40 protein-coding genes and 1 pseudogene are annotated in these 25,868 nt (G+C 45.8%); 37 read left to right on the forward strand and 4 right to left on the reverse strand.

The genetic code is table 11. The features are described from left to right. Positions 1–327: pseudogene (locus BCV73_RS35720) on the reverse strand (permease); the annotation flags it as partial. A gap of 169 nt (positions 328–496) precedes the next feature. On the opposite strand from BCV73_RS35720, the gene BCV73_RS34985 reads away from it, so the two are divergent. The 7 genes from BCV73_RS34985 (at position 497) to BCV73_RS08720 (ending at position 8,663) form a co-directional block, all read left to right on the forward strand. Continuing rightward, on the forward strand, positions 497–730 hold the full coding sequence (locus BCV73_RS34985; RefSeq protein ID WP_179231835.1) for a hypothetical protein: 234 nt from the start codon (positions 497–499) through the stop codon (positions 728–730). After that, positions 621–2,354: a histidine kinase gene (locus tag BCV73_RS08695; RefSeq protein WP_089546769.1), complete on the forward strand. Its 1,734-nt coding sequence runs from the start codon at positions 621–623 to the stop codon at positions 2,352–2,354. Before BCV73_RS34985 ends, BCV73_RS08695 begins: the two co-directional genes overlap by 110 nt. A gap of 14 nt (positions 2,355–2,368) precedes the next feature. Beyond that, entirely contained in the window at positions 2,369–3,703 is a 1,335-nt protein-coding gene (locus tag BCV73_RS08700) for a response regulator transcription factor (RefSeq protein ID WP_089546770.1), read from the forward strand. A gap of 119 nt (positions 3,704–3,822) precedes the next feature. Continuing rightward, on the forward strand, positions 3,823–5,553 hold the full coding sequence (locus BCV73_RS08705) for an extracellular solute-binding protein (protein WP_089546771.1): 1,731 nt from the start codon (positions 3,823–3,825) through the stop codon (positions 5,551–5,553). A 110-nt stretch (positions 5,554–5,663) separates the two neighbouring features. After that, positions 5,664–6,554, forward strand: coding sequence for an ABC transporter permease (locus BCV73_RS08710; RefSeq protein ID WP_084203737.1), 891 nt, complete (start codon positions 5,664–5,666; stop codon positions 6,552–6,554). A gap of 15 nt (positions 6,555–6,569) precedes the next feature. After that, positions 6,570–7,457, forward strand: coding sequence for a carbohydrate ABC transporter permease (locus BCV73_RS08715; protein ID WP_076167318.1), 888 nt, complete (start codon positions 6,570–6,572; stop codon positions 7,455–7,457). Positions 7,458–7,475: 18 nt separating this feature from the next. Next, complete coding sequence (locus BCV73_RS08720; protein ID WP_089546772.1) at positions 7,476–8,663, forward strand: Gfo/Idh/MocA family protein; 1,188 nt, start codon at positions 7,476–7,478, stop codon at positions 8,661–8,663. Here the strand turns inward: BCV73_RS08720 and BCV73_RS08725 are convergent. The 3 genes from BCV73_RS08725 to BCV73_RS35725 are packed head-to-tail and all read right to left on the reverse strand — an operon-like array spanning position 8,643 to position 10,672. After that, positions 8,643–9,848, reverse strand: a complete 1,206-nt coding sequence (locus tag BCV73_RS08725; protein ID WP_089546773.1) for a tyrosine-type recombinase/integrase — start codon at positions 9,846–9,848, stop codon at positions 8,643–8,645. The two genes, BCV73_RS08720 and BCV73_RS08725, sit on opposite strands and share 21 nt — an antisense overlap. An 18-nt stretch (positions 9,849–9,866) precedes the next feature. Next, positions 9,867–10,331: an ImmA/IrrE family metallo-endopeptidase gene (locus BCV73_RS08730; RefSeq protein ID WP_089546774.1), complete on the reverse strand. Its 465-nt coding sequence runs from the start codon at positions 10,329–10,331 to the stop codon at positions 9,867–9,869. An 11-nt stretch (positions 10,332–10,342) separates the two neighbouring features. Beyond that, a complete protein-coding gene (locus BCV73_RS35725) occupies positions 10,343–10,672 on the reverse strand; it encodes a helix-turn-helix domain-containing protein (RefSeq protein WP_089546775.1) in 330 nt (109 codons plus the stop codon). Positions 10,673–10,820: 148 nt separating this feature from the next. Between BCV73_RS35725 and BCV73_RS08740 the strand changes: the two genes are divergently transcribed. The 30 genes from BCV73_RS08740 (at position 10,821) to BCV73_RS08885 (ending at position 25,284) form a co-directional block, all read left to right on the forward strand. Continuing rightward, positions 10,821–11,096, forward strand: a complete 276-nt coding sequence (locus BCV73_RS08740; RefSeq protein ID WP_089546776.1) for a helix-turn-helix transcriptional regulator — start codon at positions 10,821–10,823, stop codon at positions 11,094–11,096. Then, positions 11,080–11,274, forward strand: a complete 195-nt coding sequence (locus tag BCV73_RS08745) for a helix-turn-helix domain-containing protein (protein ID WP_089546777.1) — start codon at positions 11,080–11,082, stop codon at positions 11,272–11,274. Before BCV73_RS08740 ends, BCV73_RS08745 begins: the two co-directional genes overlap by 17 nt. Then, positions 11,271–11,930: a Rha family transcriptional regulator gene (locus BCV73_RS08750; RefSeq protein WP_089546778.1), complete on the forward strand. Its 660-nt coding sequence runs from the start codon at positions 11,271–11,273 to the stop codon at positions 11,928–11,930. Before BCV73_RS08745 ends, BCV73_RS08750 begins: the two co-directional genes overlap by 4 nt. Before the next feature lie 29 nt (positions 11,931–11,959). After that, a complete protein-coding gene (locus BCV73_RS08755) occupies positions 11,960–12,244 on the forward strand; it encodes a DUF7667 family protein (protein WP_089546779.1) in 285 nt (94 codons plus the stop codon). A 200-nt stretch (positions 12,245–12,444) separates the two neighbouring features. Next, the gene (locus BCV73_RS08760) at positions 12,445–12,663 is read left to right on the forward strand and encodes a hypothetical protein (RefSeq protein ID WP_089546780.1); all 219 of its coding nucleotides are present in this window, start codon (positions 12,445–12,447) and stop codon (positions 12,661–12,663) included. 143 nt (positions 12,664–12,806) lie between these two features. Further along, complete coding sequence (locus tag BCV73_RS08765) at positions 12,807–13,004, forward strand: hypothetical protein (RefSeq protein ID WP_089546781.1); 198 nt, start codon at positions 12,807–12,809, stop codon at positions 13,002–13,004. Positions 13,005–13,069: 65 nt separating this feature from the next. Continuing rightward, on the forward strand, positions 13,070–13,552 hold the full coding sequence (locus BCV73_RS08770) for a siphovirus Gp157 family protein (RefSeq protein WP_089546782.1): 483 nt from the start codon (positions 13,070–13,072) through the stop codon (positions 13,550–13,552). Further along, positions 13,549–14,181, forward strand: coding sequence for an ERF family protein (locus BCV73_RS08775; RefSeq protein WP_089546783.1), 633 nt, complete (start codon positions 13,549–13,551; stop codon positions 14,179–14,181). The genes BCV73_RS08770 and BCV73_RS08775 overlap by 4 nt, the downstream gene beginning before the upstream one ends. Then, the gene (gene ssb / locus BCV73_RS08780; RefSeq protein ID WP_089546784.1) at positions 14,174–14,587 is read left to right on the forward strand and encodes a single-stranded DNA-binding protein; all 414 of its coding nucleotides are present in this window, start codon (positions 14,174–14,176) and stop codon (positions 14,585–14,587) included. The genes BCV73_RS08775 and ssb overlap by 8 nt, the downstream gene beginning before the upstream one ends. A gap of 8 nt (positions 14,588–14,595) precedes the next feature. Next, complete coding sequence (locus BCV73_RS08785) at positions 14,596–14,922, forward strand: hypothetical protein (RefSeq protein ID WP_089546785.1); 327 nt, start codon at positions 14,596–14,598, stop codon at positions 14,920–14,922. Positions 14,923–15,268: 346 nt separating this feature from the next. Then, positions 15,269–15,796, forward strand: coding sequence for a hypothetical protein (locus BCV73_RS08795; RefSeq protein WP_089546787.1), 528 nt, complete (start codon positions 15,269–15,271; stop codon positions 15,794–15,796). Positions 15,797–15,804: 8 nt separating this feature from the next. Next, positions 15,805–16,515 (forward strand): hypothetical protein, encoded by a 711-nt coding sequence (locus BCV73_RS35730; RefSeq protein WP_256992785.1) that lies wholly within the window; start codon positions 15,805–15,807, stop codon positions 16,513–16,515. Positions 16,516–16,529: 14 nt separating this feature from the next. Next, a complete protein-coding gene (locus BCV73_RS08805; RefSeq protein ID WP_089546788.1) occupies positions 16,530–16,907 on the forward strand; it encodes a hypothetical protein in 378 nt (125 codons plus the stop codon). Next, positions 16,904–18,193: a replicative DNA helicase gene (gene dnaB, locus BCV73_RS08810; protein ID WP_089546789.1), complete on the forward strand. Its 1,290-nt coding sequence runs from the start codon at positions 16,904–16,906 to the stop codon at positions 18,191–18,193. Before BCV73_RS08805 ends, dnaB begins: the two co-directional genes overlap by 4 nt. Positions 18,194–18,397: 204 nt before the next feature. Further along, positions 18,398–18,955, forward strand: coding sequence for a hypothetical protein (locus BCV73_RS08820; protein WP_143811840.1), 558 nt, complete (start codon positions 18,398–18,400; stop codon positions 18,953–18,955). 26 nt (positions 18,956–18,981) lie between these two features. Continuing rightward, positions 18,982–19,449 carry a Holliday junction resolvase RecU gene (locus BCV73_RS08825; RefSeq protein WP_256993130.1) on the forward strand — a complete coding sequence of 156 codons (468 nt, stop codon included), beginning with the start codon at positions 18,982–18,984 and terminating at the stop codon, positions 19,447–19,449. Between the two features lie 218 nt (positions 19,450–19,667). Then, positions 19,668–20,156 (forward strand): pyrophosphohydrolase domain-containing protein, encoded by a 489-nt coding sequence (locus tag BCV73_RS08830; protein ID WP_089546793.1) that lies wholly within the window; start codon positions 19,668–19,670, stop codon positions 20,154–20,156. Between the two features lie 15 nt (positions 20,157–20,171). Then, complete coding sequence (locus BCV73_RS08835; RefSeq protein WP_218828118.1) at positions 20,172–20,747, forward strand: hypothetical protein; 576 nt, start codon at positions 20,172–20,174, stop codon at positions 20,745–20,747. 63 nt (positions 20,748–20,810) lie between these two features. After that, positions 20,811–21,494: a hypothetical protein gene (locus BCV73_RS08840; protein WP_089546795.1), complete on the forward strand. Its 684-nt coding sequence runs from the start codon at positions 20,811–20,813 to the stop codon at positions 21,492–21,494. Further along, the gene (locus BCV73_RS08845; protein ID WP_089546796.1) at positions 21,487–21,843 is read left to right on the forward strand and encodes a hypothetical protein; all 357 of its coding nucleotides are present in this window, start codon (positions 21,487–21,489) and stop codon (positions 21,841–21,843) included. Before BCV73_RS08840 ends, BCV73_RS08845 begins: the two co-directional genes overlap by 8 nt. 20 nt (positions 21,844–21,863) lie before the next feature. Further along, a complete protein-coding gene (locus tag BCV73_RS08850) occupies positions 21,864–22,049 on the forward strand; it encodes a hypothetical protein (protein ID WP_089546797.1) in 186 nt (61 codons plus the stop codon). Positions 22,050–22,110: 61 nt separating this feature from the next. Beyond that, on the forward strand, positions 22,111–22,497 hold the full coding sequence (locus BCV73_RS08855; RefSeq protein WP_089546798.1) for a YheV family putative zinc ribbon protein: 387 nt from the start codon (positions 22,111–22,113) through the stop codon (positions 22,495–22,497). A 34-nt stretch (positions 22,498–22,531) separates the two neighbouring features. Next, positions 22,532–22,951, forward strand: a complete 420-nt coding sequence (locus BCV73_RS08860; RefSeq protein WP_089546799.1) for a YopX family protein — start codon at positions 22,532–22,534, stop codon at positions 22,949–22,951. Further along, positions 22,935–23,309, forward strand: a complete 375-nt coding sequence (locus BCV73_RS08865; RefSeq protein WP_089546800.1) for a YopX family protein — start codon at positions 22,935–22,937, stop codon at positions 23,307–23,309. The genes BCV73_RS08860 and BCV73_RS08865 overlap by 17 nt, the downstream gene beginning before the upstream one ends. Next, complete coding sequence (locus BCV73_RS08870; protein ID WP_089546801.1) at positions 23,299–23,826, forward strand: hypothetical protein; 528 nt, start codon at positions 23,299–23,301, stop codon at positions 23,824–23,826. The genes BCV73_RS08865 and BCV73_RS08870 overlap by 11 nt, the downstream gene beginning before the upstream one ends. After that, positions 23,823–23,996: a hypothetical protein gene (locus BCV73_RS34995; RefSeq protein ID WP_179231930.1), complete on the forward strand. Its 174-nt coding sequence runs from the start codon at positions 23,823–23,825 to the stop codon at positions 23,994–23,996. Before BCV73_RS08870 ends, BCV73_RS34995 begins: the two co-directional genes overlap by 4 nt. Further along, positions 23,993–24,157: a hypothetical protein gene (locus tag BCV73_RS35000; RefSeq protein WP_179231931.1), complete on the forward strand. Its 165-nt coding sequence runs from the start codon at positions 23,993–23,995 to the stop codon at positions 24,155–24,157. The genes BCV73_RS34995 and BCV73_RS35000 overlap by 4 nt, the downstream gene beginning before the upstream one ends. A gap of 1 nt (position 24,158) precedes the next feature. Further along, positions 24,159–24,356 (forward strand): hypothetical protein, encoded by a 198-nt coding sequence (locus BCV73_RS08875; protein ID WP_089546802.1) that lies wholly within the window; start codon positions 24,159–24,161, stop codon positions 24,354–24,356. 79 nt (positions 24,357–24,435) lie between these two features. Continuing rightward, on the forward strand, positions 24,436–24,900 hold the full coding sequence (locus BCV73_RS08880) for an ArpU family phage packaging/lysis transcriptional regulator (RefSeq protein ID WP_089546803.1): 465 nt from the start codon (positions 24,436–24,438) through the stop codon (positions 24,898–24,900). 15 nt (positions 24,901–24,915) lie between these two features. After that, positions 24,916–25,284, forward strand: a complete 369-nt coding sequence (locus BCV73_RS08885) for a hypothetical protein (RefSeq protein ID WP_089546804.1) — start codon at positions 24,916–24,918, stop codon at positions 25,282–25,284. Positions 25,285–25,868: the final 584 nt, after the last annotated feature.

Genomic DNA, 25,868 nt, shown 5'->3' on the forward strand with positions numbered 1-25,868 from the left:
TTTGCCAAGCAGCTTATACAGCCACTGGACAGGCAGCAGCACCTGGACCAGCGAACCAAGCAGAATGCCGAGAACGGCCGCTTTCCATACCGACTTGAAGTACGTCTCCGCATAGGAAACCGCCGAGTGCCAGGAAGGCGCCGATCCGCCCGCTCCTAGAATGGACGATCCGATGCTGTGCTCGGCTGCGGCTTTAAATGCTTTTTGATAGTACGGCCACCATTTGACATAAGACAAGCCGATGGCGGCGATAAGAATAAACAGAACCACGAGCCAAATCGTTTTTCTGTGATTCTGACGATGAATATTTGGACTAGCGGGTGACATGGCGATCTATCCTCCAAGCGTATTTAAAATGTGAGATGAAGCCATTCCTGCATATCAACCTAAGTTGCAAGCAATCCATTATATCATAAAACAGGACAAAACGGGGTAAAGGTCCGCAGGTTTGGCCGGACGGAGGACATTTATCATCCCGAAGGGGAACCGGAGAAGGATGTGGACTGTTTTTGCTGAATTATTGTTCAGGGGAAAAAGCGAGAATTTTATCGAAAAAAGTAAGTTTTTTGAGTATGCTGATGGCATGCTTATCGGCGACATTGGACTAACGGGGGTAGAGCATGAAGCTGCAATCTGCGGGAAAAGCATCACGGTGGTACGTGTATCAGAAAATCGTCATCGTTTTTATTTTATTTTTGCTTCCACTCATTTCGATGAATATCTGGCTTAACTATAAGGGGATGTCCATCACCAAGGATGCGATTTTGAACTCATCTTTGGCAGGTGCGTCCTTCTACAGCAAACAGCTCGATAAAGAAATGTACTTTATCCGAAACCTGCAGCTTCAGCTGTTAAATGACAAAGATCTGCAGAAGCTCAGCTTCCGGGGCAGCATGCTGGAAAATTATGAAGAGGTGGAGCTGATCGATCAGGTCCGGGACCGGCTTGCGACATTGACCGTTTCCAGCGAATATGTAGTGAATGCGGGCGTGTACGTCGGAGCCATCGGCAAAACGATTTCCACGGACTCGGGTGTGACCAATACGCCCAATGAGGAGCTGAAGCTGATCTCGTCGCTCATGGCCGTTACGCCCAAACCATCGTTCTATAGGAGCGGAAGCCGGATTTTTTTCATCGAAACGGAAAATAACGGCGCTGTCTGGTCTTATATCGAGATTTCCAGACCCAAGCTGCTGGAGGCTTTGAGGGAAATCGCCAATTTGTATCCGCAATCCGAAGTGCTGCTCGGGGATAAAGAGGCGGGAACCGTTCTGACGACAGCGCAGGAGCAGGGGGAGTCCGCTGCGGTTTTGGGGCTTTTTGATGATGAAAGCCTGCATAATTCGAGTATGCCTGAAATGCGGAAGATGCACGGCGTGAACTATTTTATTACACCCAATGACGTCAGTTCGTTGCATTTATCGCTCATCATGTATGTGAATCAAAATGAGATCACGCGCCCGTTGAGCCAATTTATTACATGGTTCTACACCCTGTTCATCATCGCGATCATCGTGATGATCCTGTACTCTTTTTCCGTCAATCTAATGATCCACAGGCCCTTATCCAAGCTGGTCAAGGCGTTTCATATGATCGAGACCGACAATCTGAACATTATGATCGAATCCAAAACGAAGGATGAGTTCCATTACGTCTTCAACAGCTTTAACAATATGGCACGCAAGCTCAAAAATTCGATCGAGGATAACTATGAGCAAAAAATAGCGCTGCAGCGCTCCCAGCTGAAGCAGCTTCAGTCCCAGATCAATCCGCATTTTCTGTACAACAGCTTTTTTAATATTTACATGATGTGCAAAGTAGGCGATTCGGACAGCGCTGCTGAGCTCTCCCAGCGTCTCGGCAGCTATTACCAGTACATTACGAGAAGCGGTGCGGACGAGGTGCCTTTCGATAAAGAATACCGTCACGCGCTTGATTATTGCGATATTCAATGCATCCGTTTTTCCAATCGGGTTCATTTCGAATACGAAGAGCAGACGGAAGTCCCCGCTACAATCACGGTGCCGCGGCTGATCATTCAGCCGATCGTGGAAAATGTGTTTGAGCACGCCTTTGAAGACGGCATGATGGAGGGAAAGGTCTACATCCGGACGGAATACCGGGAAGGGAAACTGTGCGTGACGGTCGAAGATAACGGGAATTTGGCTACCGATGCCATGATTGAACAGTTGAACACCAAGCTCGCCAGGGATTCAAAATCGATCGAGAACACGGGTTTGATCAACGTCAATAATCGCCTCAAGCTCAAGTACGGGCCGGAGAGCGGCTTAACGGCGTCAAGAAGCATGCATGGCGGCTTAAAAATCAACCTGACCATTATACCAGAGACATAAAAGGAGGCAGCATCATGTACCGATTGTTGATCGTGGATGACGAGCCGGTTATCGTAAACGGGCTGATTCAGCTTTTTCAGGAAAATACGGAATTCGAACTCGATGTATGTAAAGCCTATTCAGCCGCTCAGGCGCTGAACATCGCCAAGAAGATGAAGCTCGACATTTTGGTCAGCGATATCCGGATGCCCCAAAAAACCGGACTGCAGCTGGTCGACGAAATTGCTTATTATTGGCCGCATTGCAGGATCATTTTTCTGACCGGTTACAGCGAATTCGATTACGTGCAGGCTGCGCTGCGGAAGAGTGCGGACAATTACATATTAAAAACCGAGGGTATCGACCCGATTTTTCGGGCCGTTGGGGAAGCCTGCCATAAGCTTGACGAGGAGAACAGCCGCAGAATCCGGGAAGAAAAGGCCAGCATGCATTTTCAAATCGCCGCTCCCGTCTTGAAAAATGAACGCATCAGAAGGATGCTGAAGGGGGAACCTGCAGCTTCGCTTCTGGCCGATCCCCGGTACGAGGAGCTGGATTTCCGGCTGAACGCGGAAGAACCGGCATTTGTAGTCATCGGCAGGATCGACAACCCGGAGGATTTGAAACCGCAGGAAGCGCTGGAATCCGTGCAAAGAGCGTTTCATAATAACCTGCCTGACTCGATCACCTGTGAGTCCTCCATATCGGATGAACATATCGTTGTGTGGCTGCTTCAGCCGCAGGCGGAACTGCTCGGCCGTTTCCTTCACCCTGATCCGGAGGCACCGGCTTGGAAAGGATTCATGGCGTATATGAAGGGGATCCTGGAACTGGTGCAAAATGAATGCGAAGGCCTGCTTGGCGCATCCGTGTCATTCGGCGTTTCCGGCGATTTGAGCAAGGGCTGGGAGACGATCCGCGACCAATACAGCGCGCTGCTCGGTGCACTGGAGTCCCGAGTCTCTTTTGGCCACAAGATGATCGTGATTGATATTGAGCAGGCCCATCAAGAATTTTCGCCGCAATCCGGGCAAATGAAGCAGGAAGACATGAAATCCTGGGTGATCAACCAGATTCAGAGCTTCATCCAGCACCATCTGTCCGGTGATGTGTCCCTGACCGCGATTGCGGAGCATGTCCATTTCAATCCGTCTTACTTGTCGCGTTACTACAAACAGATGACCGGACAAAATTTGCAGGATTACATCCAGTCGAAAAAGCTGGAATGCGCGCTTCATCTGATGCAGCACACCAATCTGAAGTTAATCGAAATCGCCGCCCGGGTCGGCTTCGATTCGCATTCCTATTTCACGACCTTTTTCAAGAAAAAGATGGGGGTTTCTCCCCAGGAATACCGGAACTCCAAATAAGTAAAAAAAGTGAAAGCAAAGTAAAAAACTCAAAATTGATAGCGCTTTCCTTCGGAATCTATAATGATGACGTGAAGCGATAACAAGATGACAGCATACAAAGGGGGAAGGCCATCAATATGAAATTACACAAGCCATGGAAATTGCTTTTGCTCGCCACGATTTCTCTTTCGTTATTCACGGCATGCTCGAGCCAGGGGAACGATTCGGCGGCAAACTCCGCCGCAGAACCGGCATCCAAGGAAGAAACCAAGAGCACAGACGCACCGCCCGAGCCGCTTGGCAAATACCCTGAAACGGTAACCGTAACGGAGGTGCTCGGTTATAACCCGCCAGAGGACCCGCGGACACCGAAAGGCATTACGCCTGACCAAAATGCTTACCTCAAAGATCTGAAAGACATGTTAAACATCGAGGTCAAGTACAAGTGGACCGTTCCATCCAGCCAATTCGAGCAAAAATTCTCGCTCGCGATGGCTTCGGCCGACCTGCCGGACATTATGGAGCTGGACCAGAAAAACTTCGAAAAGCTGAAGAAGCAGGGCATGCTTGCTGATTTGACCGCAGCTTACAACGATTACGCTTCGCCGGAATTGAAGAAATACATGGAGTCCGACGGCGGCTTTGCGATGAAGACGTTTTCCGAAGACGGTAAGCTGCTCGGTATCCCTGCATTCGAGGACCCGTTCCTGTCGACGCAGCTGCTATGGCTTCGTAAAGACTGGCTCGACAACCTGAAACTGCAGCCGCCTGCGACGATGGATGACCTGGATAAGGTCGCGAAGGCATTTGTTGAGAACGACCCGGACCAAAACGGACAAAACGATACGTACGGCGTATCGCTGCAAAAAAATCTGTTCTTCTGGGCTTATGATCTGCGAGGCTTCTTTAACGGCTTCGGGGCGTATCCGTCGATTGGCGACAATCAATCCGCCTGGATCAAGGACAGCAGCGGCAAGCTGATTCCCGGCTTGATTCAACCGGAAGTGAAGAATGCGCTTGGCAAGCTGCAATCCTGGTACAAAGACGGCATTTTGGACAAAGAGTTCGCTTTGAAGGACGAAAACAAGGCTGTCGAAGACATTACGGCAGGCAAAGTCGGCATCGTGTACGGGGAATGGTGGTATCCGAACTATCCGCTGAACCTGAACGTGGACAAGGACCCGAAGGCAGAGTGGATCGCCATTCAAATTCCGGGTCTGGACGGTCCGGGCAAATCGCTGGTACCTAAAATCCGGAGCGGAAAAGTGTATGCCGTCAACAAGAAAATGAAAAATCCGGAAGCTGCCATCAAAATGATCAACTTCTACATCGAAAAAGGCAAAAAGAAATACATGGAACAAAACAAAGCGGAAAACGGATATGTCTATAACTGGTTTAATCCGCGGATCTATAACCCGGCCCAGATCGATACGATCTACACGGAAGTCAACAAGGCACTCGATGCGAAGCAGACCGAAATTACGCTGGATGACGAGAACTACAAAAATGTGGCCGATGTGTTCAAAGCAGCTCAGGATTACCTTGCAGGCAACACGGCTAATGCTTCCAAAGGCGTAAACTGGGGCCAATACTTCAGCCGCGCGGCGAAAGACGGCGGTTGGGGGATGACACGGAAGATCAAGGAAAGCGGAGCTTTCGTGAACAACGAGTTTTTCGGATTGCCGACGGAAACGCAGGTCGAAAAAGGCGCCCAGCTCGATAAGCTGATGCAGGAAGCGTTTACGAAGATCATTTTGGGCGGATCCCTGGACGATTTCGACAAGTTCGTTCAGAGCTGGAAATCCCTTGGCGGCGATCAAATTACCAAAGAGGTTAACGACTGGTACAGTCAGCAGGCTGCGAAATAATTCGATTCGCGATTGCCGCTAGCAATCCTGAAATAAAGTGAAACGGGAGGAGGAGCCTGCTTTAGTCCTGGCGATTCCTCCTGTTTACGATTGAACGGGGAGGTCCATCTGTGAGAACGCTGAAAAAGGAATATATCCTTCATCTCATGCTGCTGCCCGGCGTTATCGTGACGCTGATTTATGCCTACGGCCCCATGGCCGGTCTCGTCATGGCTTTCCAGCAGTTTGAGCCGCTGTCCGGCTTTTTTCATTCGAAGTTCGTTGGTTTTGACAATTTCAAATATGTATTTGCCATGCCCGATTTCAAGCAGGTGCTGTGGAATACGATCGTGATCGCGGTTATTAAAATGGTGTTGTTCCTGTTAGTTCCGCTAATTCTGGCATTGCTGCTGAATGAAGTCACCAAGCGGTGGTTTTCCCGCTTTATCCAATCGGCCGTATTTCTGCCCTTTTTTCTGTCATGGACCGTTCTAGGCGGTGTCATTATCGAGCTGTTTTCCCTGAGTGGACCCGTTAACGGACTGCTGACGGGAATGGGGCTGAAGCCGATCATGTTCATGCTGGATAACGAGTGGTTCCGCGGCATCGTGATCGGGTCCGACGTCTGGAAAGGGATGGGCTATAACATGATCGTTATGCTCGCCGCCATTACCGGAATCAATGCCACGCTGTACGAAGCGGCCGAGGTTGACGGTGCGGGAAGATGGAAGCAGATGATTCACATTACGCTGCCGGGCATGGCACCGATATTGATATTACTCGGAGTGCTCAGCCTTGGCGGGATTTTGAATGCCGGATTTGAGCAAATCCTGATCATGTATAACCCGACCGTGTATGAGGGAGCGGACATCATCGATACGTTCGTATACCGGCTTGGTATGTTCAGTCAGCAATTCGGACCTGCCGCCGCCGTCGGACTGTTTAAATCCGCGATATCTTTGGTTTTGGTGTCGCTAACCTATTACGCGGCTTACAAATACAACAATTATCGCATTTTTTAAGCTGGAGGCAGAGAGATGCACAAACCAACTTTGAGCAGAAAAATGTTCGTCATTTTCAATTCGGCGCTGCTGACGGCGATTACGCTTCTTGGCATTATTCCGTTTATCCACCTTCTGTCCGTGTCCCTCAGTTCGAATACGGCGGCAATGGCCGGCGAGGTCAAACTGTGGCCGGTCGGCTTCAACTTTGACGCATACCGGTACCTGGGGCAAAAGGTAGAGTTTTTCCGTTCGTTTGGGGTTTCGATTGAGCGGGTAGCGCTCGGCACGGCGGTCAACATGTTCCTGTGCTTTATTTCGGCTTATCCGCTATCCAAGTCGGTCGACCAGTTTAAGTATCGGACGGTCTATGTCTGGTTCTTTGCGATTACGATGTTTTTCGGCGGAGGTCTTATTCCCACGTATATCATCGTGAAAAATACAGGTTTGATCGATTCCATCTGGGCGCTGATTTTGCCGGGCGCGCTGAACGTATGGAACATGGTGCTGATGCTGAATTTCTTCCGCACCATTCCGCGGGAGCTGGACGAGGCGGCCACGATCGACGGCGCGGGACACTGGAGAATTTTATGGCGGATCTATTTGCCGGTCTCTTTACCTTCGATCGCGACCATCGGCCTGTTTACGATCGTTGGCCACTGGAATTCCTGGTTCGACGGCATCTTATACTTGAATTCACCGGAGAAATATCCGCTGCAGACCTATTTGTCCACGCTCATTATGTCGATCAATTCCCAAATGACGTCCGTCTCCATTGAACAAATCAAAGCGATGGAAAATTTGAGCGAGAAAACGCTGCAGACGGCGCAGATTTTTATGGGAGCGCTGCCGATCATGGTCGTATATCCGTTCCTGCAAAAATACTTCGTCAAAGGGATGACCGTCGGAAGCGTCAAGGAATAACGAAAGGGGAAAGAAGACGTGAAAAAAGTAAAAGTCGCCTTGATCGGAGCGGGCCTGCGCGGCATCAATTACCTGGAATACGCGCTGTCGCATCCGCATGAGCTTGAAGTAGTTGCCGTGGCGGAGCCGGTCAAGGAACGGAGGGAAAGCTTTCAGGCGAGGCACGGGCTGGAGGATTCGATGTGCTTTGAGCATTGGGACGATCTGTTCCAAGCTCCGAAGATGGCCGACGCCGTGCTGATCTGTACCCAGGATCAACAGCATTTCGAGCCGACCATGCAGGCGCTGCAGGCAGGCTATCACGTGCTGCTGGAAAAACCGATGTCACCCGATCCCGGGGAATGCATCCGGATGGGGGAGATGGCTTCGCAAGCCGGACTTGTGTTTTCCATCTGTCATGTCCTCCGGTATACGCCGTTTTTCCAGACGCTGAAAAGCTTGCTGGCAGAAGGTGCGATCGGGCGGCTGATGTCGATCCAGCATAATGAGAATGTGGGGTACTGGCATCAAGCGCACAGCTTTGTCAGAGGGAATTGGCGCCGCAAGGAGGACTCCAGTCCGATGATTCTGGCCAAGTCCTGCCATGACCTGGATATTCTGCTGTGGCTTGCCGGTGCGGATTGCGTCAAAGTATCTTCCTTCGGCACGCTCAGCCACTTTACGGCATCCGAAGCGCCTGAAGGAGCTCCGCTCCGCTGTCTGGACGGCTGTCCGGTCGCGGATGAATGCCTCTATTATGCGCCCGATCAATATTTAACCGATAATACGAACTGGCCGACTTCGGCCATCAGTGACGACATGAGCTACGAAGCCCGTTACAAAGCGCTGCAGGAAGGGCCATACGGCAGATGCGTATATCACTGCGATAACGATGTCGTCGACCATCAGGTCGTGAATCTCGAGTTTGAGGGCGGTATCACGGCTGCGTTTACGATGAGCGCATTTACAAGAGACGTCAGCCGCACGATCAAGCTGATGGGCACGACCGGGGAAATCCGCGGAGCGATGGAGAAAAACGAAATCGAAATCATTCACTTCGGCAGCGGCAAAGTCGAGCGGATTACGTTCGGGGACATGGGCGGCCATGTGGGCCATGGTAACACGTATCTCCGGGAAACCTTGATACGTAAGGATTTGTTTGTGGTGGGGCAGATTGTTTACCCACAATCTACCCACAAGTCGTTTTTAGAGGAGTCCGTTCATTAATGCATCCAGTTTTTCGACTGCTTCTCTCTTCTTGGCTTGTGTTACGTGGAGATAAACACGTTTTGTTATTTCATTATTTCTGTGTCCCAACAATCTTTGGATTGCTTCGTGATCTACACCTGCTTCTGCCATTAGTGAAGTATAGGTGTGTCGGAGAGAGTGAGGTGTTAAGTTGGTAGGTAAGTCGGCTTTTTTGAGTACTTTTTTCATGAACTGCTCAAAGAACTTAAGTCTCGCCGGCCAGCCTGGATAATTATATTCGTTTACAAAAAGGAACTCTGGTCCATCATAATACTCGTTCCGTCTAGACATCTTAAATTCTGCCCGCCAAGCATCCTGCCTATCTAGAATCTTCATTACAGTTTCACTAACATCTATTTTCCTAATTGAACTTACGCTTTTTGGTGTGTTGATCTCCATCTTGGAATATGAAATCTTTTCGTACAGAGTTTTCGTTATAGATATCGTCTTATTGATCCGGTCGCGGTCAGTAGGACGAAGGGCACAAAGCTCCCCAACTCTCATTCCTGTATATGCTAGTGTAAATAAACCATGAAAACCTTGGGGACAATCCATAGTAGCTGCGGTGCGAAGGAAATGTGCGAGTTGTTCTTTCTCCAGGTAGTTAGGCAAATCACTGTCGGTTTCTAAGTCTTCAACTGTTTTTGCATAAGATGGGATTTCAGCATATTTAATCGGGTTTTTCTTGATCAATTCCATCTGAACTGCTTTCTCAAAAAGCATTGTACATGCAGTATGGAAAGAAGAAATTGTTAACCGTTTTAAACCTTCTTTGTTCTTCATATCGTTAAGGATCTTTTGATAAATTACAAGATCAACATCCTTTAACTTCAACCCGCCAATATTGTTTCTTAGTCGATACAAACTATCCTGTCTTGTCTTGATTGTTCTTTGTTTAACCTTTCCTGTTGCCCTGTACAAATCTAACCACTCTTCAATCCAATCTTTAACGGTTATGTTTTTATTCTCGACATAACTATCATTTAGAAGTTCTGCCTGAATTTTGATCATCACAGGCTTTAATTCTTTCATGCTTGAGTAACCAGGTGTTTCCTTTTGGATTCTTCCACCCGTTGCTGGATCGATGATGTCATATCTAAATGAATACTTTCCATTACGATAACGCACGCCTTCTTCAAGTTCAGAGTTTTTCCGCTTTGGCATTATGTTTACCTCCTTTAATCAAATGACTTTCAGCACTCCAACTGGATCAAAATAAATCATATATATACCATTAAAAACAGTATAAAGACCATACCTCTCTCTATACCGTTCGATTGCGTTTTCTAAAAAATCTTCAGTTACCCCTATAAGTTCTGCGAATTCATATCTATTCTTAACCCCGGCTTCAAAAGCACGTACAAATGCATCTAAAGGTACTAATCTATGATAGGCCCAGTTGCGGGCTCTTTTTTCTTGTTTTCTGTTAACAATAGACTTCTGATCTAATATGTTTCCGAAAGAGGTCATATGATGACCGATCTCCTCGGCTAAAATACATGTTTTCTCTATGTATGAAGTCAAAGCGGTTGGATTAAGGGCAATCACCCCATCAATGTATAGAGCTTTGAGATTATTGATATCAAAATCATGTTCGATGATCTGAATTCCTTCTCTCTCGGCTTCAAAGAGCAGCTTGTCCAACATAAAGAATCACCCTATTTACGTTTTGACTTGATGAATTTAGCGAAATCCAATATTTCCTTCATTTCTTCTTCAGTGAAATTTTCACCTTCAAAATGAGCTGCGATGGTTTTTGGAGTTTCTTCTTTATAATCAAGTAAATCCATGCCGCCTTCTTCAATAATGTTACTTTTCTTAATACCGAACCGCTGGGAAATCTTTTCGATAGCGCCCATTCTTGGCTCGGATACGCCACTTTCCCATGCTGATACCGCTTTATTAGTAACACCAGCTATCTCGGCTAGTTCTTGTTGGGTTAAATCAAATTTTTCTCTTAGTTTTTTAATGTTCTCTGCGATACTCAAAATCGATCACTCCCATCCAATTTAATTGGATTGTACATCTTATAGCGAAAAAAATCAACATGAAAGTGAAATTAAAATGGATTTTGTTATTGACGGTCTATTTTAATTGGACTATACTGAACACAGGCAGACGGAAGGAGGTGATCAGATGCAGCTCACTGTCAAGAAAGCACGACTCCTTTCAGGCATGACTCAAAAAGAAGTGGCCGATATACTCGGTGTTCATGTTCAAACTTACGTAAAATGGGAAAGAAATCCTGAAGAAATGAGCGTTGGCACTGCTAAACAATTTTCTAGGATAGTTAAAATTGGATTCGAGGATATTTTTTTTGATAAGGAGTCCAATTTAATTAGACAAAACTCCATTTTAACGGGAACACCGGATTATGAGTGCGGGGAGGGTAGACATGAACTCATTAAGTGATTCTTTAACTGTTGCTCAAGTCGCTCAGAGTCAAGGGGTTTGTACTAAAACAGTTCGGAAGTGGTGTCTTATGGAGGAAGACCCACTTCCAAGTTACAAGGTCGGTAATGTGCGCCGGGTCAGACAAGAAGCCTTGCTGACCTGGATCCAGAAAAGAGAACAAGGAGGTACAGTATGAACCAACTCGTATTTATCGACAATGGCAAAACAGTTACAGACAGCTTGACAGTGGCTGAAGTGTTTGGCAAACGTCACGACAACGTAATTCGTGATATTAAATCCATGGAGTGTAGCAGAGAGTTTTCACTCCTCAATTTTGAGGAGTCGACGTACATCAATGGTCAAGGTCGTGAAATGCCTAAATACATCATCACCGAGAAGGGCTTCACGCTCCTTGTAATGGGATATACGGGACGAGAGGCAATGCGTTTCAAAGAAATGTACATTGCTGAGTTTGAACGGATGCGTGAACACATCAAATCAAATGTTCCGACACTAACGCCAAACGAAGCTATGGCAATTGCGTTGCAACAAACCGCAGAGATGATGACCAAAGTCCCGGTCCTTGAAAACAGGATTGATCAAGTGGAACAGAAGGTCGACAAACAAATCACTTTGAACAGCGGTGAACAGCGGCGATTGCAAAAGGCAGTTAGCACGAGGGTCTACGACTTAGAACCAGATCCGGAAGAACGAAGCGAACTATTCCGGCAGCTGTACAAAGAAATCAAAGACCGCTGGCAAGTGCCGAGTTACAAAGACATTCGCCGCCAAGACTTGTTAAAGGTTATCAACTACATTGACGCTTGGGTTCCGATCCGCAGAGCAGGATGAAAACCATAAGGAAATGGAGAGTGAAGGACATGAAAGCACGTGAATTCGCCATCCATCCTAGTCATCGTAAATTAGCCGAAATAACATTCCTGAACCTTGATAAAAACGGAAAACTGAAAATCGACGAAACGTTTATGCGAGTGGTTGTGCCTTATCTGATGCAGAACTACATGATCATCCGCCGATTGGATGAACTGAAACATCTTTCACAAGTTGTGTATGAGCAGGGAGATATGGATTGGTGTTTCAACATCTGCGAGGCCATCGAAGCCTTAGAAGATGATCTATTCATTGATAAAGGAGAATGGAAATGAACATTATCGCAAGAGATTGGAACACCCTGACTTCAAGTGAAAAGCTCGCAGCATTAACGACAGCAGCTGAGAAGAACGCAAAGAAGTGGGAAGGACGCCGGGGATGATCTGGTTATACATTATCGGTTCCTGGCTGATGGTGGATGCAATTTTCGTGCTTCTGTTATGGAGAAGTGCAAATTTGAAGGAGGCAAAAGCAAATGGGCAGGATGAACATCTTTTCAATCGCGCTGAAAACTGGTGATATCGCCATTGTCGACAAAGGCAAGAAGACATTTCAGATTTACAACAAGAACAGTGAAGTGGCTACAACAAAACTAATGAGCATCTTTGACATCGTGACTTTGCGGGACTTGTTGAATGATGCCTACCCACCGGAGGAGTACAAACATGCAAATGCAAGTTCGCTGCAAAGGTAGTCATGAGTTCATTGACCTTTTCGCCTTGTCCTTGGTTGGTGGAACGGTAAAGGATCCGGAGCTAGACCGACCAACATTCATTTTCAGAAACGACATGATGTATCAAGAATATAAGCGCCGCAAGCGTGAATTGGAGGGGAAACATGGAGTCGCTGAAAAGAGCACTAAACCGGTTGGAAAGCCTACAACACGAAACGCAAACCGCAGGAAATTCGGCGGCAAGCATTATATCTGAGGTTAGCCACTTCATGCGAGATCTGCCTGTGGTGATACAGGATTTAAAGCAAGTGGAAGTTGATCTGGAAACGAAAAATGACCATGGCGGCAACCATGATCATTGAGTAGTCATTTAATTAAATTTTTCTACGCACACATTATCACATTTTTTAGGAGGTTGTAAAGCCTTATGAACTTATACGATTTGACAGAACAATACCGTGATTTGCTCGAGCTTGCCCAGGAAGGCGGCGAAGACGTTGATTATACAGCTATGCTTCAAGGCATGGAGGGCGCTATTTCTGATAAGTTGGACGGTTATTGCAAGGTAATCAAAACCTTAGAGGCAGAGGCGGAAGCCATAAAAAATGAGGCCGTCCGTCTCTCCCAACGCAAAACATCACTTGAAAACCAAGTTACACGTCTGAAAGAAGCTATGAAGACCGGGATGCTTAGTCTCGGTCTGGATAAGCACAAAAGTATGCTCTTTACCGTGTCCGTTACTAAACCTCGGCAAAGGGTTGAGGTGACCAATATCGACGCTGTTCCTTCTGAGTTGATCCGTGTCAAAAAAGAAGTGGATAAAACGGCTGCTATGGACCTGTTGAAGTCGGGCCAAAAACTCCACGGCGTGGAATTGGTTTATGGGGAAAGTGGGTTGAGCATCCGATGAACCTTTACCAGAAAATTGTCCAGGTTCGTCAAGTTGCTGAAGGATTCTCTAAAGATACCAAAGGTTACGGATATTCTTACGTGTCTGGTAATCAGGTTCTTTCTAAGATCAAAGACAAAATGAATGAGTTGAATTTGCTGCTTCTCCCATCTACTCAGGTGGGGGAGCATCACACTCATGCCTATAAAACAGCCAAAGGTAAAGATGCTCTTGATTTTGTGGTGAAAGGCGAAATGTCTTACACATGGATCAATGGTGACAATCCAGAAGAACGGGAAATCGTTACCTGGGCTTATTACGGCCAGCAAGATGAAATTTCTAAAGCATATGGTTCTGCTCTGACATATAGCGAACGCTATTACCTGTTGAAAAGCTTGGGCCTCCCGACTGATGAAGACGATCCAGACGCAAAGAACAGCAAAGGTAACGAAGCACCAAAAGACACCCCTAAACAACCTCCAAGCTCTTTAAAGGCCAAGTGGAAGCTTCTTAACAATGACAGTTTGGAAGGTTTTGATGACTGGGTTGTAAAACAAACGCAGAAGAAATGGTCGTACTCCGACATGGAGCAAGTGCTAACCAATAAATTGCAAGAGAAGACATCCAAGGAGGAAAAAGCAAATGCTTAATCGTGTGATTTTGATCGGGAGATTAACCAAGGATCCTGAACTGAGATATACACCGTCAGGCGTGGCTGTAACTCAGTTCACGCTTGCTGTAGACAGACCATTTAACAATAACGGTGAAAAAGAGGCGGACTTTATTCCTGTGGTCACATGGCGGCAACTGGCTGAAACGTGCGCTAACTATCTTCGAAAAGGCCGACTGACAGCAGTAGAGGGACGCATTCAGATTCGTAATTACGAGAACAACGAAGGAAAACGGGTTTACGTTACTGAGGTTATCGCGGATAACGTCCGTTTCCTGGAGTCTAACCGCGACAATCAATCCAGCAGCGAAAGAAGCACAAACAATGATCCATTTACAGGGGCCGGACAATCAATTGACTACAATGACGACGATCTGCCGTTTTGAGGTGACTAATGGAACTTATCGAGATAACCAAAGAAATACACGAAGCCTCTCAGCGGCTCAGTAAGTCCGCTAACGCGCTTTTCGAGTTAGGCAAGACAAAGGCAGAGACTGAACGTGATTACCGCTCTATGCTGGCCCAGGAGATGCTGAAGCTTAAAGCTGACGGTATGCAGGCAACCCTTATTCCTGATGTGGCAAAGGGTAATGTATCCGAATATCTTTTCCAGCGCGATTTAGCTGAAGCCCGGTTCAAAGCTGGTATCGAAGCAGCTGACGCTATCAAAGTACAGGTATCAGCCTTGCAGACTATTTTGAAGTACCAGACGCATGTATAGGAGGCGATCCTATGAACTTCGGATTTAACCCAGCCCCCAAACCTACGTCACGCCGTCTTAAACCCACAACAAAGATGAGGGGTAGGATTACCCCTGATGTCTACCAAACCGCGTTAGAAAGGGCACAGGGACGGTGTGAACGTTGCGGAAAGATCGGGCACTTGGAGGCCGCGCATTTAATACGGCGTTGGAAGATTGAGGGCAGCACTACAGCCAATGACATAGCGATGTTATGTGGACCAGTAGTTAATACAGGGACTTGTCATAATTACGTTGATTATACCCGGGAAGGTCGGGAATGGGCGGAGCAATACCGACAGCAATTATACGAGGGGAGCAAAGCTGAATGAAAAATAACGGTTTGAATATAAAAGGACTCTGTAAACAGATCAAAGCATCAAGAAAGAACATGATGTGGTCTCTGAATGACGGAGTCCACACCATAACTGATAGATATTGGATGGCGCAATTCAAGGAGATCCCAAAAGAAGTGCAAATAGAGTTGTATGCAATATTTGCACAATTTCCAGAGGAAGGGATGCACATCCGGTATGATCGTTTTTCAGATTCAATTTTAAAAGGTGTTTTTATCGATCACACCTCTATTCTGGACGGAGCAAATAAAGGGGAACCTGCCAAGGATACAAGATTTTCTTATGATCTGAACGGAATGACTGCACGGGTATTCAAACGGGATGATATTTATTCATACGTAAATGAAGGTTACCTTCTAGCTGTGAAGGAGTACGACGGCGAGATATTAATGACAGGCAAAATGCAGCCAGTGTACTTCAAGGATGCAAGTTATCTCGTTTTGCCGTATCGAATGGGAAACGCACCTGAGAAAGAAGTTTTGGAACTATTCACTAAGTAGGTGGTGGAATGGACGGCTGGATTAAGCTTCACCGGAAGATCCAGGACCATTGGATTTATCAAGAGAAACGAAAGTTCTCTCGGTATGAAGCTTGGCTGGATATGATCATGATGGCCAACCACAAGAGCAATAGATTTCTGCATGGTAACGAACTGGTCGAGGTCGAACGCGGCCAGTTCATCACCTCAGAATTGAAGCTCATGGAGCGTTGGGATTGGGGCAAAAACAAACTTCGACTTTTCTTGGACTTACTGGAGAAAGACGGAATGATTATCAAAAAAACGGACCGCAAACGGACCGCAATAACCATATGTAACTACGGGCTTTATCACGATTCTGAAACCGAAAACGGACCACGGGCGGACCAATCGCGGACCACGAGCGGACCGTCAGCGGACACAAACAAGAATGATAAGAATGAAAAGAATGAAGAAGAAAGTACTACGGAACCGGACGACTTTAAAAAAATCGAAAAGGCCTATTGTGAAATTCATAGTACCTTTGGGATGAAACCTAAAGACTGGCCTTTAGTGGAGCAGCTTATAAAAAAAGACGTGGACGCTGATTTAATAATTGAAGTCATGAGAGAAAAGCACGCCAAGAAGGTCAAAGAAGGCGGTTCGGTAAATTCGTTTTCTTTTTACATCAACGCGATCAACGAACGTTTTGAACAAAGCAAAGGAGAACCAGGAAGGTTGGACTTCTTAAAGGATCTTTGAGGGAGGTAAACCATTTGGAACGGGAAGATGCAAAGAAACTTTTCGGAAAATTGGCAGCGAGTTACCCAAACTGGAAAGTTGACCGGGACATCGCGCAGAACTGGATTGAAGAGTTGGAAACGGCTGATTCAGAACATGCATGGGCGAATGCTAAGGAACACATACGATCAAGCAAATTTGCACCTTCAATCGCTGAGATAGTGCGGGCTAATCCTGAGATTGAAGCCGATCGAGAGAAAGAACGCACCCGACAGCACTTACGAGAGATGGAAGAACGGGAACGTAATGCAGTGGACCCACCTTGGGTACGTCAGGGGATCGACCGGAAAGTATGGTTTGACAATGTGCTGAAAGAACACCGAGAGCGAAAACAACAGGAGAAAAAGGCATGAGTTTTCACAGTATCGAAACGGAGCAGGCGCAGCTTGGATCCATCCTAAAAGAACCGGATCTAATATATGAATCCATCTTGTCACCCGAACACTTTTTTGACGCAGCTCACGAGTTGATCTATGAAACCATGATAACCATGCGTGAGTCCGATCAAAGGATAGATCCCGTGTCCTTAGTCGCCAAGCTTGGAGAGCGTGTATCAGACATGGGAGGTGTACAGTATCTGATTAAGCTTTCAGATGCTGTACCATCCGTCCAAGGATTTAACCGGTACGAACGGATCATCAAAGATAAATATTTACTCCGCACCGGGGCCAAGTCAATGAAAGAAATTTACGGCGACATTCCCGATGATCCCAAGGAATTAGCAGCTGAGCTAATGAGTTTGGCAGAGAACATTGGTGATCAAGTACACACCGGCGGCGGCTTCAATCATATCGGTGACGGACTCATGCAACACTTTGAATTGTTGGAAAACAAAAAATACAACGGCATATCCGCAGGTGTCAGCACGATAGGTAAAGCGCTGGACAAAATTACAGGTCGGTGGCAAAAACAGACACTGAACATTATTGCCGCTCGTCCATCGGTAGGTAAAACAGCCTTCATGCTGCAAAACGCGGTGATTAACGGCAAAGACGGTATGGCAGTAGCCATTTTCAGCTTGGAACAACCGGAAATGCAACTCTACGACCGCATTATATCGGCAGAGTGCAGCATAGACGGCGAGTTAATCCGCACCGGTAAACTCACTGACGACGATTGGACCAAATACACCATGGGCATGGCAAACCTCGCTGAACTAAAGATTTACATTGACGACAAGCCAGGTCAATCCGTCCAAGAGATCCGAGCGGCGGTACGCAAACTTAAAAAGAAACATACGGACCTGATCGTCTTTATCGACTATCTACAACTTATCCAAGGCGGTAAAAGGTTCGGTAGCCGTACAGAGGAAGTTGGTTATATCAGTAACTCACTCAAGCAGATGGCCCGGGAAAATGATTGCCCCGTAATTGCCCTTGCACAGCTGAGCCGGAGCGTTGAGCAGCGCCAAGATAAGCGCCCAATGATGTCAGACCTTCGGGAATCAGGGAACATCGAGCAAGACGCGGATACGATCACCTTTCTTTATCGGGATGACTATTACAACCAGGAGACCGAGAAGAAAAACATCATTGAGTGCATTGTAGCCAAAAACAGAAACGGCGCTGTAGGTACGGCTGAAATGGTCAATATGCGAAATTTCGGGCGGTTCGTGGAACTAGAAAGGGTGTATGCATGAAACCCTTAACTCTGGCGGATCGGGTATACCTTGCAAAGTTCTTTGAATATGACGGACCGGTAATGATGGGCGCTCTATTCGGCAGACCGTATCAAAACATAATCAAACTAATTGAAAACATGAGGAAAAGCGGCAATTATGACCTTTACCGGAATTTAAATGAATCGGAGTTCGAAAAAATCCTAAACTGTGCGGAGGTTAAACATGGAGCCATTGAAAAGTATGACCATCAATGAGTTGCAGCAGATCGTTAACAATACCGCATTTGATTATGACATTCGGATTAAGGCAGATACGGAAATTTTAAGGAGGGGAAAAAGAGTGGGAGTCATTGACGAACGGATCCATGAGAGACCATTTGAAAAGACGCGGAACAAAATCTATATAGCCCTGGAAGAAGTAGACATGATTTGGGACACGGACGAGGTAGAAGACTTCAGACGACTTTGGAGGCAAGGCAAAACCATCCTGGAGATATCACGCTTCTTTAAACGGGATCCTGACGAAATCGCCCTATTAATAATGGATCAAGCGCAAAAGGGTCTAATTAAAAACGACAAAGAACCGGACCAAAAAGGCTCAACAAAGCAAGTCACAGCTACGATTGAGAAAATGAAAAATGATGTGCCAACCGCAATCAGTATAGGCGGCAGACGGTACGTACTAGAAGCCGAAGGTGGCAACAACAAGGAGAGAGCGAATAAGAAACGGCAGCGACCTTTCAAACAACCAAAAATATATTGGCAGGCCCCAAGCGTATGAGCAAGGTAAATTATGCGAACCGTGGGATGAGGTTTGAGGAAATGATCAACTATACCAACGCTCAGTACGAACGCAAAGGGGTCGCCAGCATACGAAAGGTATCGACCCCATGGAAAGTTATTCGGAATGGCAAAAGGATCGTCAGCGCCTTTCCAGATGGTCCTAGCACGGTGGACTACATGGGGGATTGGAAGGGGAAATCAATCTGTTTTGAAGCCAAGAGCACAAACAGTACTTCGAGTTTCCCATTCAAGAACTTCGAAGAACATCAAATTGAATTTATCCGGCGGTGGCAGGGGATCGGATTTGCTCTTATACACTTTGAGTATTACAACGAAACCTACCTAATAAGCAAGAAGGACCTACTTGAAAAATGGGATATGCAATATAAAGGCGGACGGAAAAGCATCCCTTATGAATGGTTTAAACAAAATGCGAAACTGGTCAAGCAAGGTATGTTTCTGCTGGATTATCTGGATAGTTTGAAAGGGTGAACCAAATGGATCGGCACATTATCGAGAAAACGGAATTCGGTTATAGGATCCGGCCCGCCTCTCCTAAACAAGAATCCATAAGAGATTGGGCAGCAATCGTAATAATCATTGCCGGTATATTCGCAATTATCGCTATTTTATAAATCATGCACGTAACACGGTATAGTCGCACTATCAAACCAAACTGGTGTTCAAACATTTACAATTTGGAGGGAATTATGAATAGACAATACGAGCAAGTAAGGGAATTCCATACAGCATTTAATCAGGAAATGCCGGATAAGCCGACAGCGCTAGGCAGAGGCGGCAACAGCCGGGAGACATTCTTGTTGGAAAGATATACCGAGATATTTGAAACCGGATGTGTGAATATGAAAAATTCGGGGATCAAAAGTGAAGTCTTCAACCGTTCCTCTTGGATGATGGAAGAACTTGTAGAGTTCATGCAAGCCAAAACTTTAGAGGACCAAGTAGACGCCTTGACGGACCTTATTTACTTCGCAATCGGCACTTTTACCCTCATGGGAGTAAAGCCAGAACCATTTTTCGATATCGTTCACAATGCCAACATGGGCAAGCTGCACGCGGACGGCAAACCGCGATTCAACGAGCAAGGAAAGATCATCAAGCCTGAAGGATGGGCCGAAAAATACGCTCCAGAACCAAAGATTGTTGAAGAGCTTGAACGTCAATCCACCGGCTACTAAAAATATTTGGTCTGGATGTCCCAAAAACAAAAATTATTGTCCTTATATTTACTGAAATCGCTCAACGAAGTGTACGGAACTTATTTGGGCGACGGCATAGTGTATGAGCAACAAAAATTTTTACCCCGAAAGTGTACGGTCCAAGAATTAGCCGTAGACAATACCTTATCAAACCAAATGGAGGGCTGCCCAATGGGAGCATTAAAACCAATTAGTAGAATCGACAAACGGATGGATGACCTTTTTATCACGATCGATAAGCAACAAAGGATTTGTCTGAATTCCAGATTGCAAAAGGATCTTGGTTTGACTGGAAATGATGAACTGTTCCTTTTCTATGATGAATCCAGCCGGAGACTTGGAATTTCTAAAATATGTGATGACAAAAGCGTAGTGCCTTTTAACTTCGATGTTCGCGGCTATTGCTCACAGGCCAAAAGTTTTCTCAAGGTAAATTGTCTGGCGGATGAAAACGAGTCGGTACGGATGCTTTACGAGGGAACAGAGGATGGTGTGTATGTATTCAGGGCACCAGGGCGGACACGGAACACATTCAAACAAGCCCGGAACGGCGATTTAGAACGGTATTGAGTTTCATCATACCTTGCATCTAAACGGAATGATCGGCTACTAACCCAAAAGGAGCGATAACAAATGTACGATTTCGATGATGAATTTTACAACGAACCAAGCGAGTTTGATATGCAGGTTGATGAATTTAAGCAGTCCCTTATGAACGCAGTCAAGGAAGAATACAAAACTGAGATGGAACGGCTCCGCAAGGAAAACGCAGAGTTGCAGGAGGTAAAACAAAACCTTGACCAGATCAAGCGTGAGTACAATCAAAAAGTTGTTGAACTGGATATGGCGAAACGCAATCTGAAAAACGAAGTTCGCCGGGAGCGTCTTAAGGAATTGATGGGCGATTTTAGAGTGGAGTTGTTCAGGGCATATTCCAAATACAGAGAACCCAGACCATGCGAAAAATGCAACAACACTAGATACATCAAATACAAGACTCCATTAGGTAGAGATGCTAGTGAAAAATGTGATTGTAACACACAGGAAATTTACTATGAACCAAAAGAATTTATATGCTCATCGTTTGAAGTACAAAACGGAAAAATAAACGCATGGTACAGGGAACTAGGAAGGGAATATGACGGGATGGAATTTTCGTTTGCTTCAGACTCTATACATCCAAGGAACATTTATACCGGACAGGAGTTTTCAGAAATCAAATCACATTACGACATGTTCTTCAAAACCAAAGATGAATGTCAGGCATACTGCGATTGGTTGACCGCTGCTGCAAATAAGGAGGCAACCCATGGATAAGTTAACAGAGATACGCAAGGCGCTGGAAGCATCTACGCCGGGGCCGTGGGAAGTGTGGGAGGACGATGGCGAAGTGAAGGTGCAAGCAAAGCCTGACGGACCTAATATTTGCCACGTTGGTAAATACGGATGGGGAGTGATGCCACAGGCTAATCTCATCGCCCACGCCCCTGAATACATCACATACCTCTTACAGCTAGTAGAGACACAAGCACAGGCGCTGGAATGGTACGCAGATGAAGAAAATTACGAACAACAATGGAAAGACCATGGATACTGGTCGGATCCAGAAATAGATGATGACCGGGGCCAAAGAGCCCGTGAAGCCATTAAATTAACCCAGGTTTAGCACAGGAGGGGATAAGGACAATGATACAAAAAGTTTTTATCTTTGAAGTTGATGGTGTGCGGGTATCAACTCCAAAAATGTATAAGCAAGAACCATCAAAAGAACAGGTTCTGAAGGATATCCAGGATTGGTTCTTTGCGAACCATGCTATGTGGTTTGCAGTTAAAGAAAATGGCGCTGAAAAAAATTTGGAAGATTGGATTTGATTCATATACACAGGATAGAGGCGGGGTTATGCCTCTGTCCTGATACAAAGGAGCGATAAACATGTGGCAATTGAGAATTTACGATATGAAACATTTCTGGGATAAAAATTATCACTTAATGGAATTGGTCAAAGAAGTTGCCGAGGAACCTGATAAAGATTCTATTTATGAAATTGACGGAAGAACATATCGTTGGTGTGCTTTTAGCCCAGAACATAAAGTGTGCGGAATCAAAGAAATAACTCTTAATACAGAACCGGACGATGTTGATGATGATTACTTAACATGTCCTTATTGCGGATCCATAGACCATGACGCTTGGGAAAGGTCGGCAGATGACGACACAGTGGAGTGTGGAAGTTGTGGGTCCACTATAGAATACCAAAGAAATGTACAGATCACATACACAGTAACGCCAGTGAAAATGGCTGATGTTATACGGCTTTAAGGCTTAGCCTATCCATACCAGGAGGGATACAAAGATGCGTGAAATTCGATTCAGAGGCAAAGGAATTTACTCAGGTTACTGGGTATATGGAAGTTTGGTCAAAGCAAGAGAAGGTATTTACATCATAGATCATGAGTATTATAGCCGAACTGAAGTCGATCCCGAAACAGTAGGTCAATACACTGGCGTACATGACGATACCGAAGATGCAGCAAAATTATTTGATGGTGACATTGTTCAGGTTGAGTACGAGGAAACGAAACATATTTGCAAAGTTCAGTATTGTGGATGTGGCTACATGTTTGTCGCAGATAGCCTCCCTGATGGTTACCTTTGGCTTTCAAACTTCATTGAATTTGATCGGAAATATTGTTGGGCCGAGGGTACGGTAAAGCTTGGAAACATTTACGAAAATCCTGAAGTTTTGGAGGTAACCAATGAACCGCGAAATTAAATTCAGAGCGTGGCATGCAGGCCATAAATACGCCGAACCACAAATGCTTTTTGACGAAAAGCCAGGGGATTGCCTTGTATGGTTGGCGCAAGGCCAGAATATAGCGCAGGTCATGCAATACTCCGGATTCAAAGACCGCAAGGGAAATGATATTTATGAAGGTGATTTTTTCACTGATACGGACGACAACTATTTATGGCAGATATTTTTTAGTGATGGCTGCTATTATGCGGCAAGTGGTTCAGACACGCTTATGTTACAAGAGTTTATGGATAAAAGTGGATCATGTGATATTGAAGTTATCGGCAATATATACGAAAACCCTGAACTATTGGAGGACAAATCAGATGTCAGATAATCGGGACTGGCAAGCAGATATGAAACGTGTTGAAGACTTTAAATTTGCTCAAACGTTGGTCAATGGAATCCAACCGAGGTTTCACGGTGAGAACCAAATGCCAGAGCCGACCATTTACGCACTTGAATACTGGCTCCAACAATACGCTGCAGAGAAACAACGTGCGGACATAGCCGAATTAGCCTATCAGGGCCTTCAAGAAGACGTTGTAACCATCGGGGAATACCAATCCCTACTTGATAAGCATACAGCCAGGACAAAGGCGTACTGGGCCGAGAAAGAACGGGGAGGCATACTTGAAAATGCACTATTTACAAAGATGGAGCAATTATCAAGAGTACAGAAACGGCTGTACGAAACAGAGGCCCAGGTACAGAAGCTAAAAGAAGCCCTTGAGACAATAGCGTTTGCTCCACTAGTTGACTCAGACAACGCTGAACTGGAGAGAAGAAGAAAAGTTGCAGGAACGTTGCTATGCACCCTTTACCCAGTAATGGATAAGGAGGCTGAAGCATGAAAACGATCATCTATACATTGTTATCCAAATGGCATCTATACCGTGGAGTTAAAGGCCGTTGCCCAGTCAGCCGGTATCACTTTGAACGATTCGAGCATTACAACCAACTGAAAAGAGGCGAAACACCAAGGATTCCACAGGAAAAGCTTTATAAGGGGGTTAAGGCATGAACAAGGTAACGATATATTGCAAAAGTGGTCATGTTGTGGAAGTTAAGACAAATGCGGATCTTAAAGATGTGGCAGGGTGTCACTTAATCGCCGGGGCCGTACCAGAAATACGAGTAATGGACTTTGATGATGTATCTTTAATCATCGTGGAGGAAGCGTAACATGATGGTCAAAGCACAAACACACTGGGTCTGGACGGAAAAGGCCGAGAAAGAAAACCCGCAGCGCTCAAAAGCAGGTGTTCCAATCTGGCCGCATTATATGTATGATGCACCGGGAAAATGGTTAGAGGATGGAATTATTATTGATTCATCGGAGTTTAAAAAGACTGGTCAGGCAGACTTGTTCGAATATCTGTAAATAAGTACAAACAAATGGTAAAATTAACGAGGGAAATACTTGAAATCGAGTAAATTAGTGCAAAAAGGGGTGGAAACGCGTGAGAGCTGAAGCAAGAGACGTGTTCCAGTTGGCGCTGATGGAGATTAACCGGGATGAAACACGCCGCAGGGTTGAAGAGGAATTAGAACGGGCCCGGATTTACAAAGAGGTCGGATTTGTCCGGAAGGAAACGCAGCTTACACCAGCATATGAGCCAAGATATCACGGGTCCACTAACGTTACATCAAATCAAATTGAGAATGTGGCTATCTTCAATGTTGATACAGAGAGCAGACTAAGACAAGCATATGAACGGGTAAACATAGCCATGCGTGGCCTCAAACGGATGGAACGGGACATAATCAACATGAGATACTTAGATGACGAGGATGTATTGGACTTCAACGTATACAATGAACTGGCACTGTCAGAGCGCAGTTACTACCGGAGAAAGTCACGGGCGCTTTATAAACTGGCTTTTGCAATGCAGCTAGAGGTGTTTGTAACCGATGAAACGGCTTAAAAGGAGACGGGTACAATGTGGATTAGAATCGTAAAAGCTAGCAGTGATAAATATTGGTATGCGGATCAACTTGGAAAATGCTTCGATGTTGTGGGAGAAGAAAATGGGATGTACAAAGTCAAAAAATACAATTTAAGAGATTCTAAAAAATTGGATATCGCACCGGTGCTAAAAGAAGATGCGGAGGTTGTAATCACCAAGAATTATCCTGAAACAAGAGAAGCTAGGCCATGGCAATTCGGTAAAGACCCGGATGAAAAATATACGAGATTAGCTGAACGGTCAGAGTTTAATACGAGCCAAGAAATCCAAAAGTACGAAGCATTAAACAAAGAGTCTAAATTGAACACTAAAAAAAATAGTGGCAGGAACTTGGCAGACTAATGGCAGATCATTAGGAGATAAATGATTTATTATGAGAGTGTAGGATGTTGAGATAACGATACTGCACGGTCTCAACACCTCGCTATCGTTTCACCCCTGTAGATGATATTTGGCGTGAATACACTACGGGAGGTGTATCCAGGCGGACATTGAGCCGCCTTTTTCTTTTGGTGAATAGCGCTCCGGCACACTTGTCATAAGATGAGGACGGGTGAACACCGGTTATGCCCGAGCGCTTCACATATAAACCCTGTGCGGCTGATTGATGTTGCGTTATACGCACTGTAGGCTCGCATGGGGCCTTAATGATGTGGTGGCGGAATAGGTAGACGTACACACCCACTTAAAACGGCCGGTGCGGTAAACGACACAGGTATGTGGTCGAGTCGTTACCATGCAAGGTGCAAATCCTTGCCCGCATCAAACCTTGATATTCATAACCTGAATATATTTCACACCGTTCCTGCTCGTATACCATAAAATAACTCGCCGTTTGTCTAGGGTATACGCGACTATCACGCCGTGACTACAGCGGTTAAGGTTCGGTTCGTAGGGGTTACCGCTGCCTTAACAAAGCGGTTTAT

The sequence above is a fragment of the Paenibacillus sp. SSG-1 genome (assembly GCF_002224835.1).
Taxonomy (GTDB): Bacteria; Bacillota; Bacilli; order Paenibacillales; family Paenibacillaceae; genus Paenibacillus_AQ; species Paenibacillus_AQ favisporus.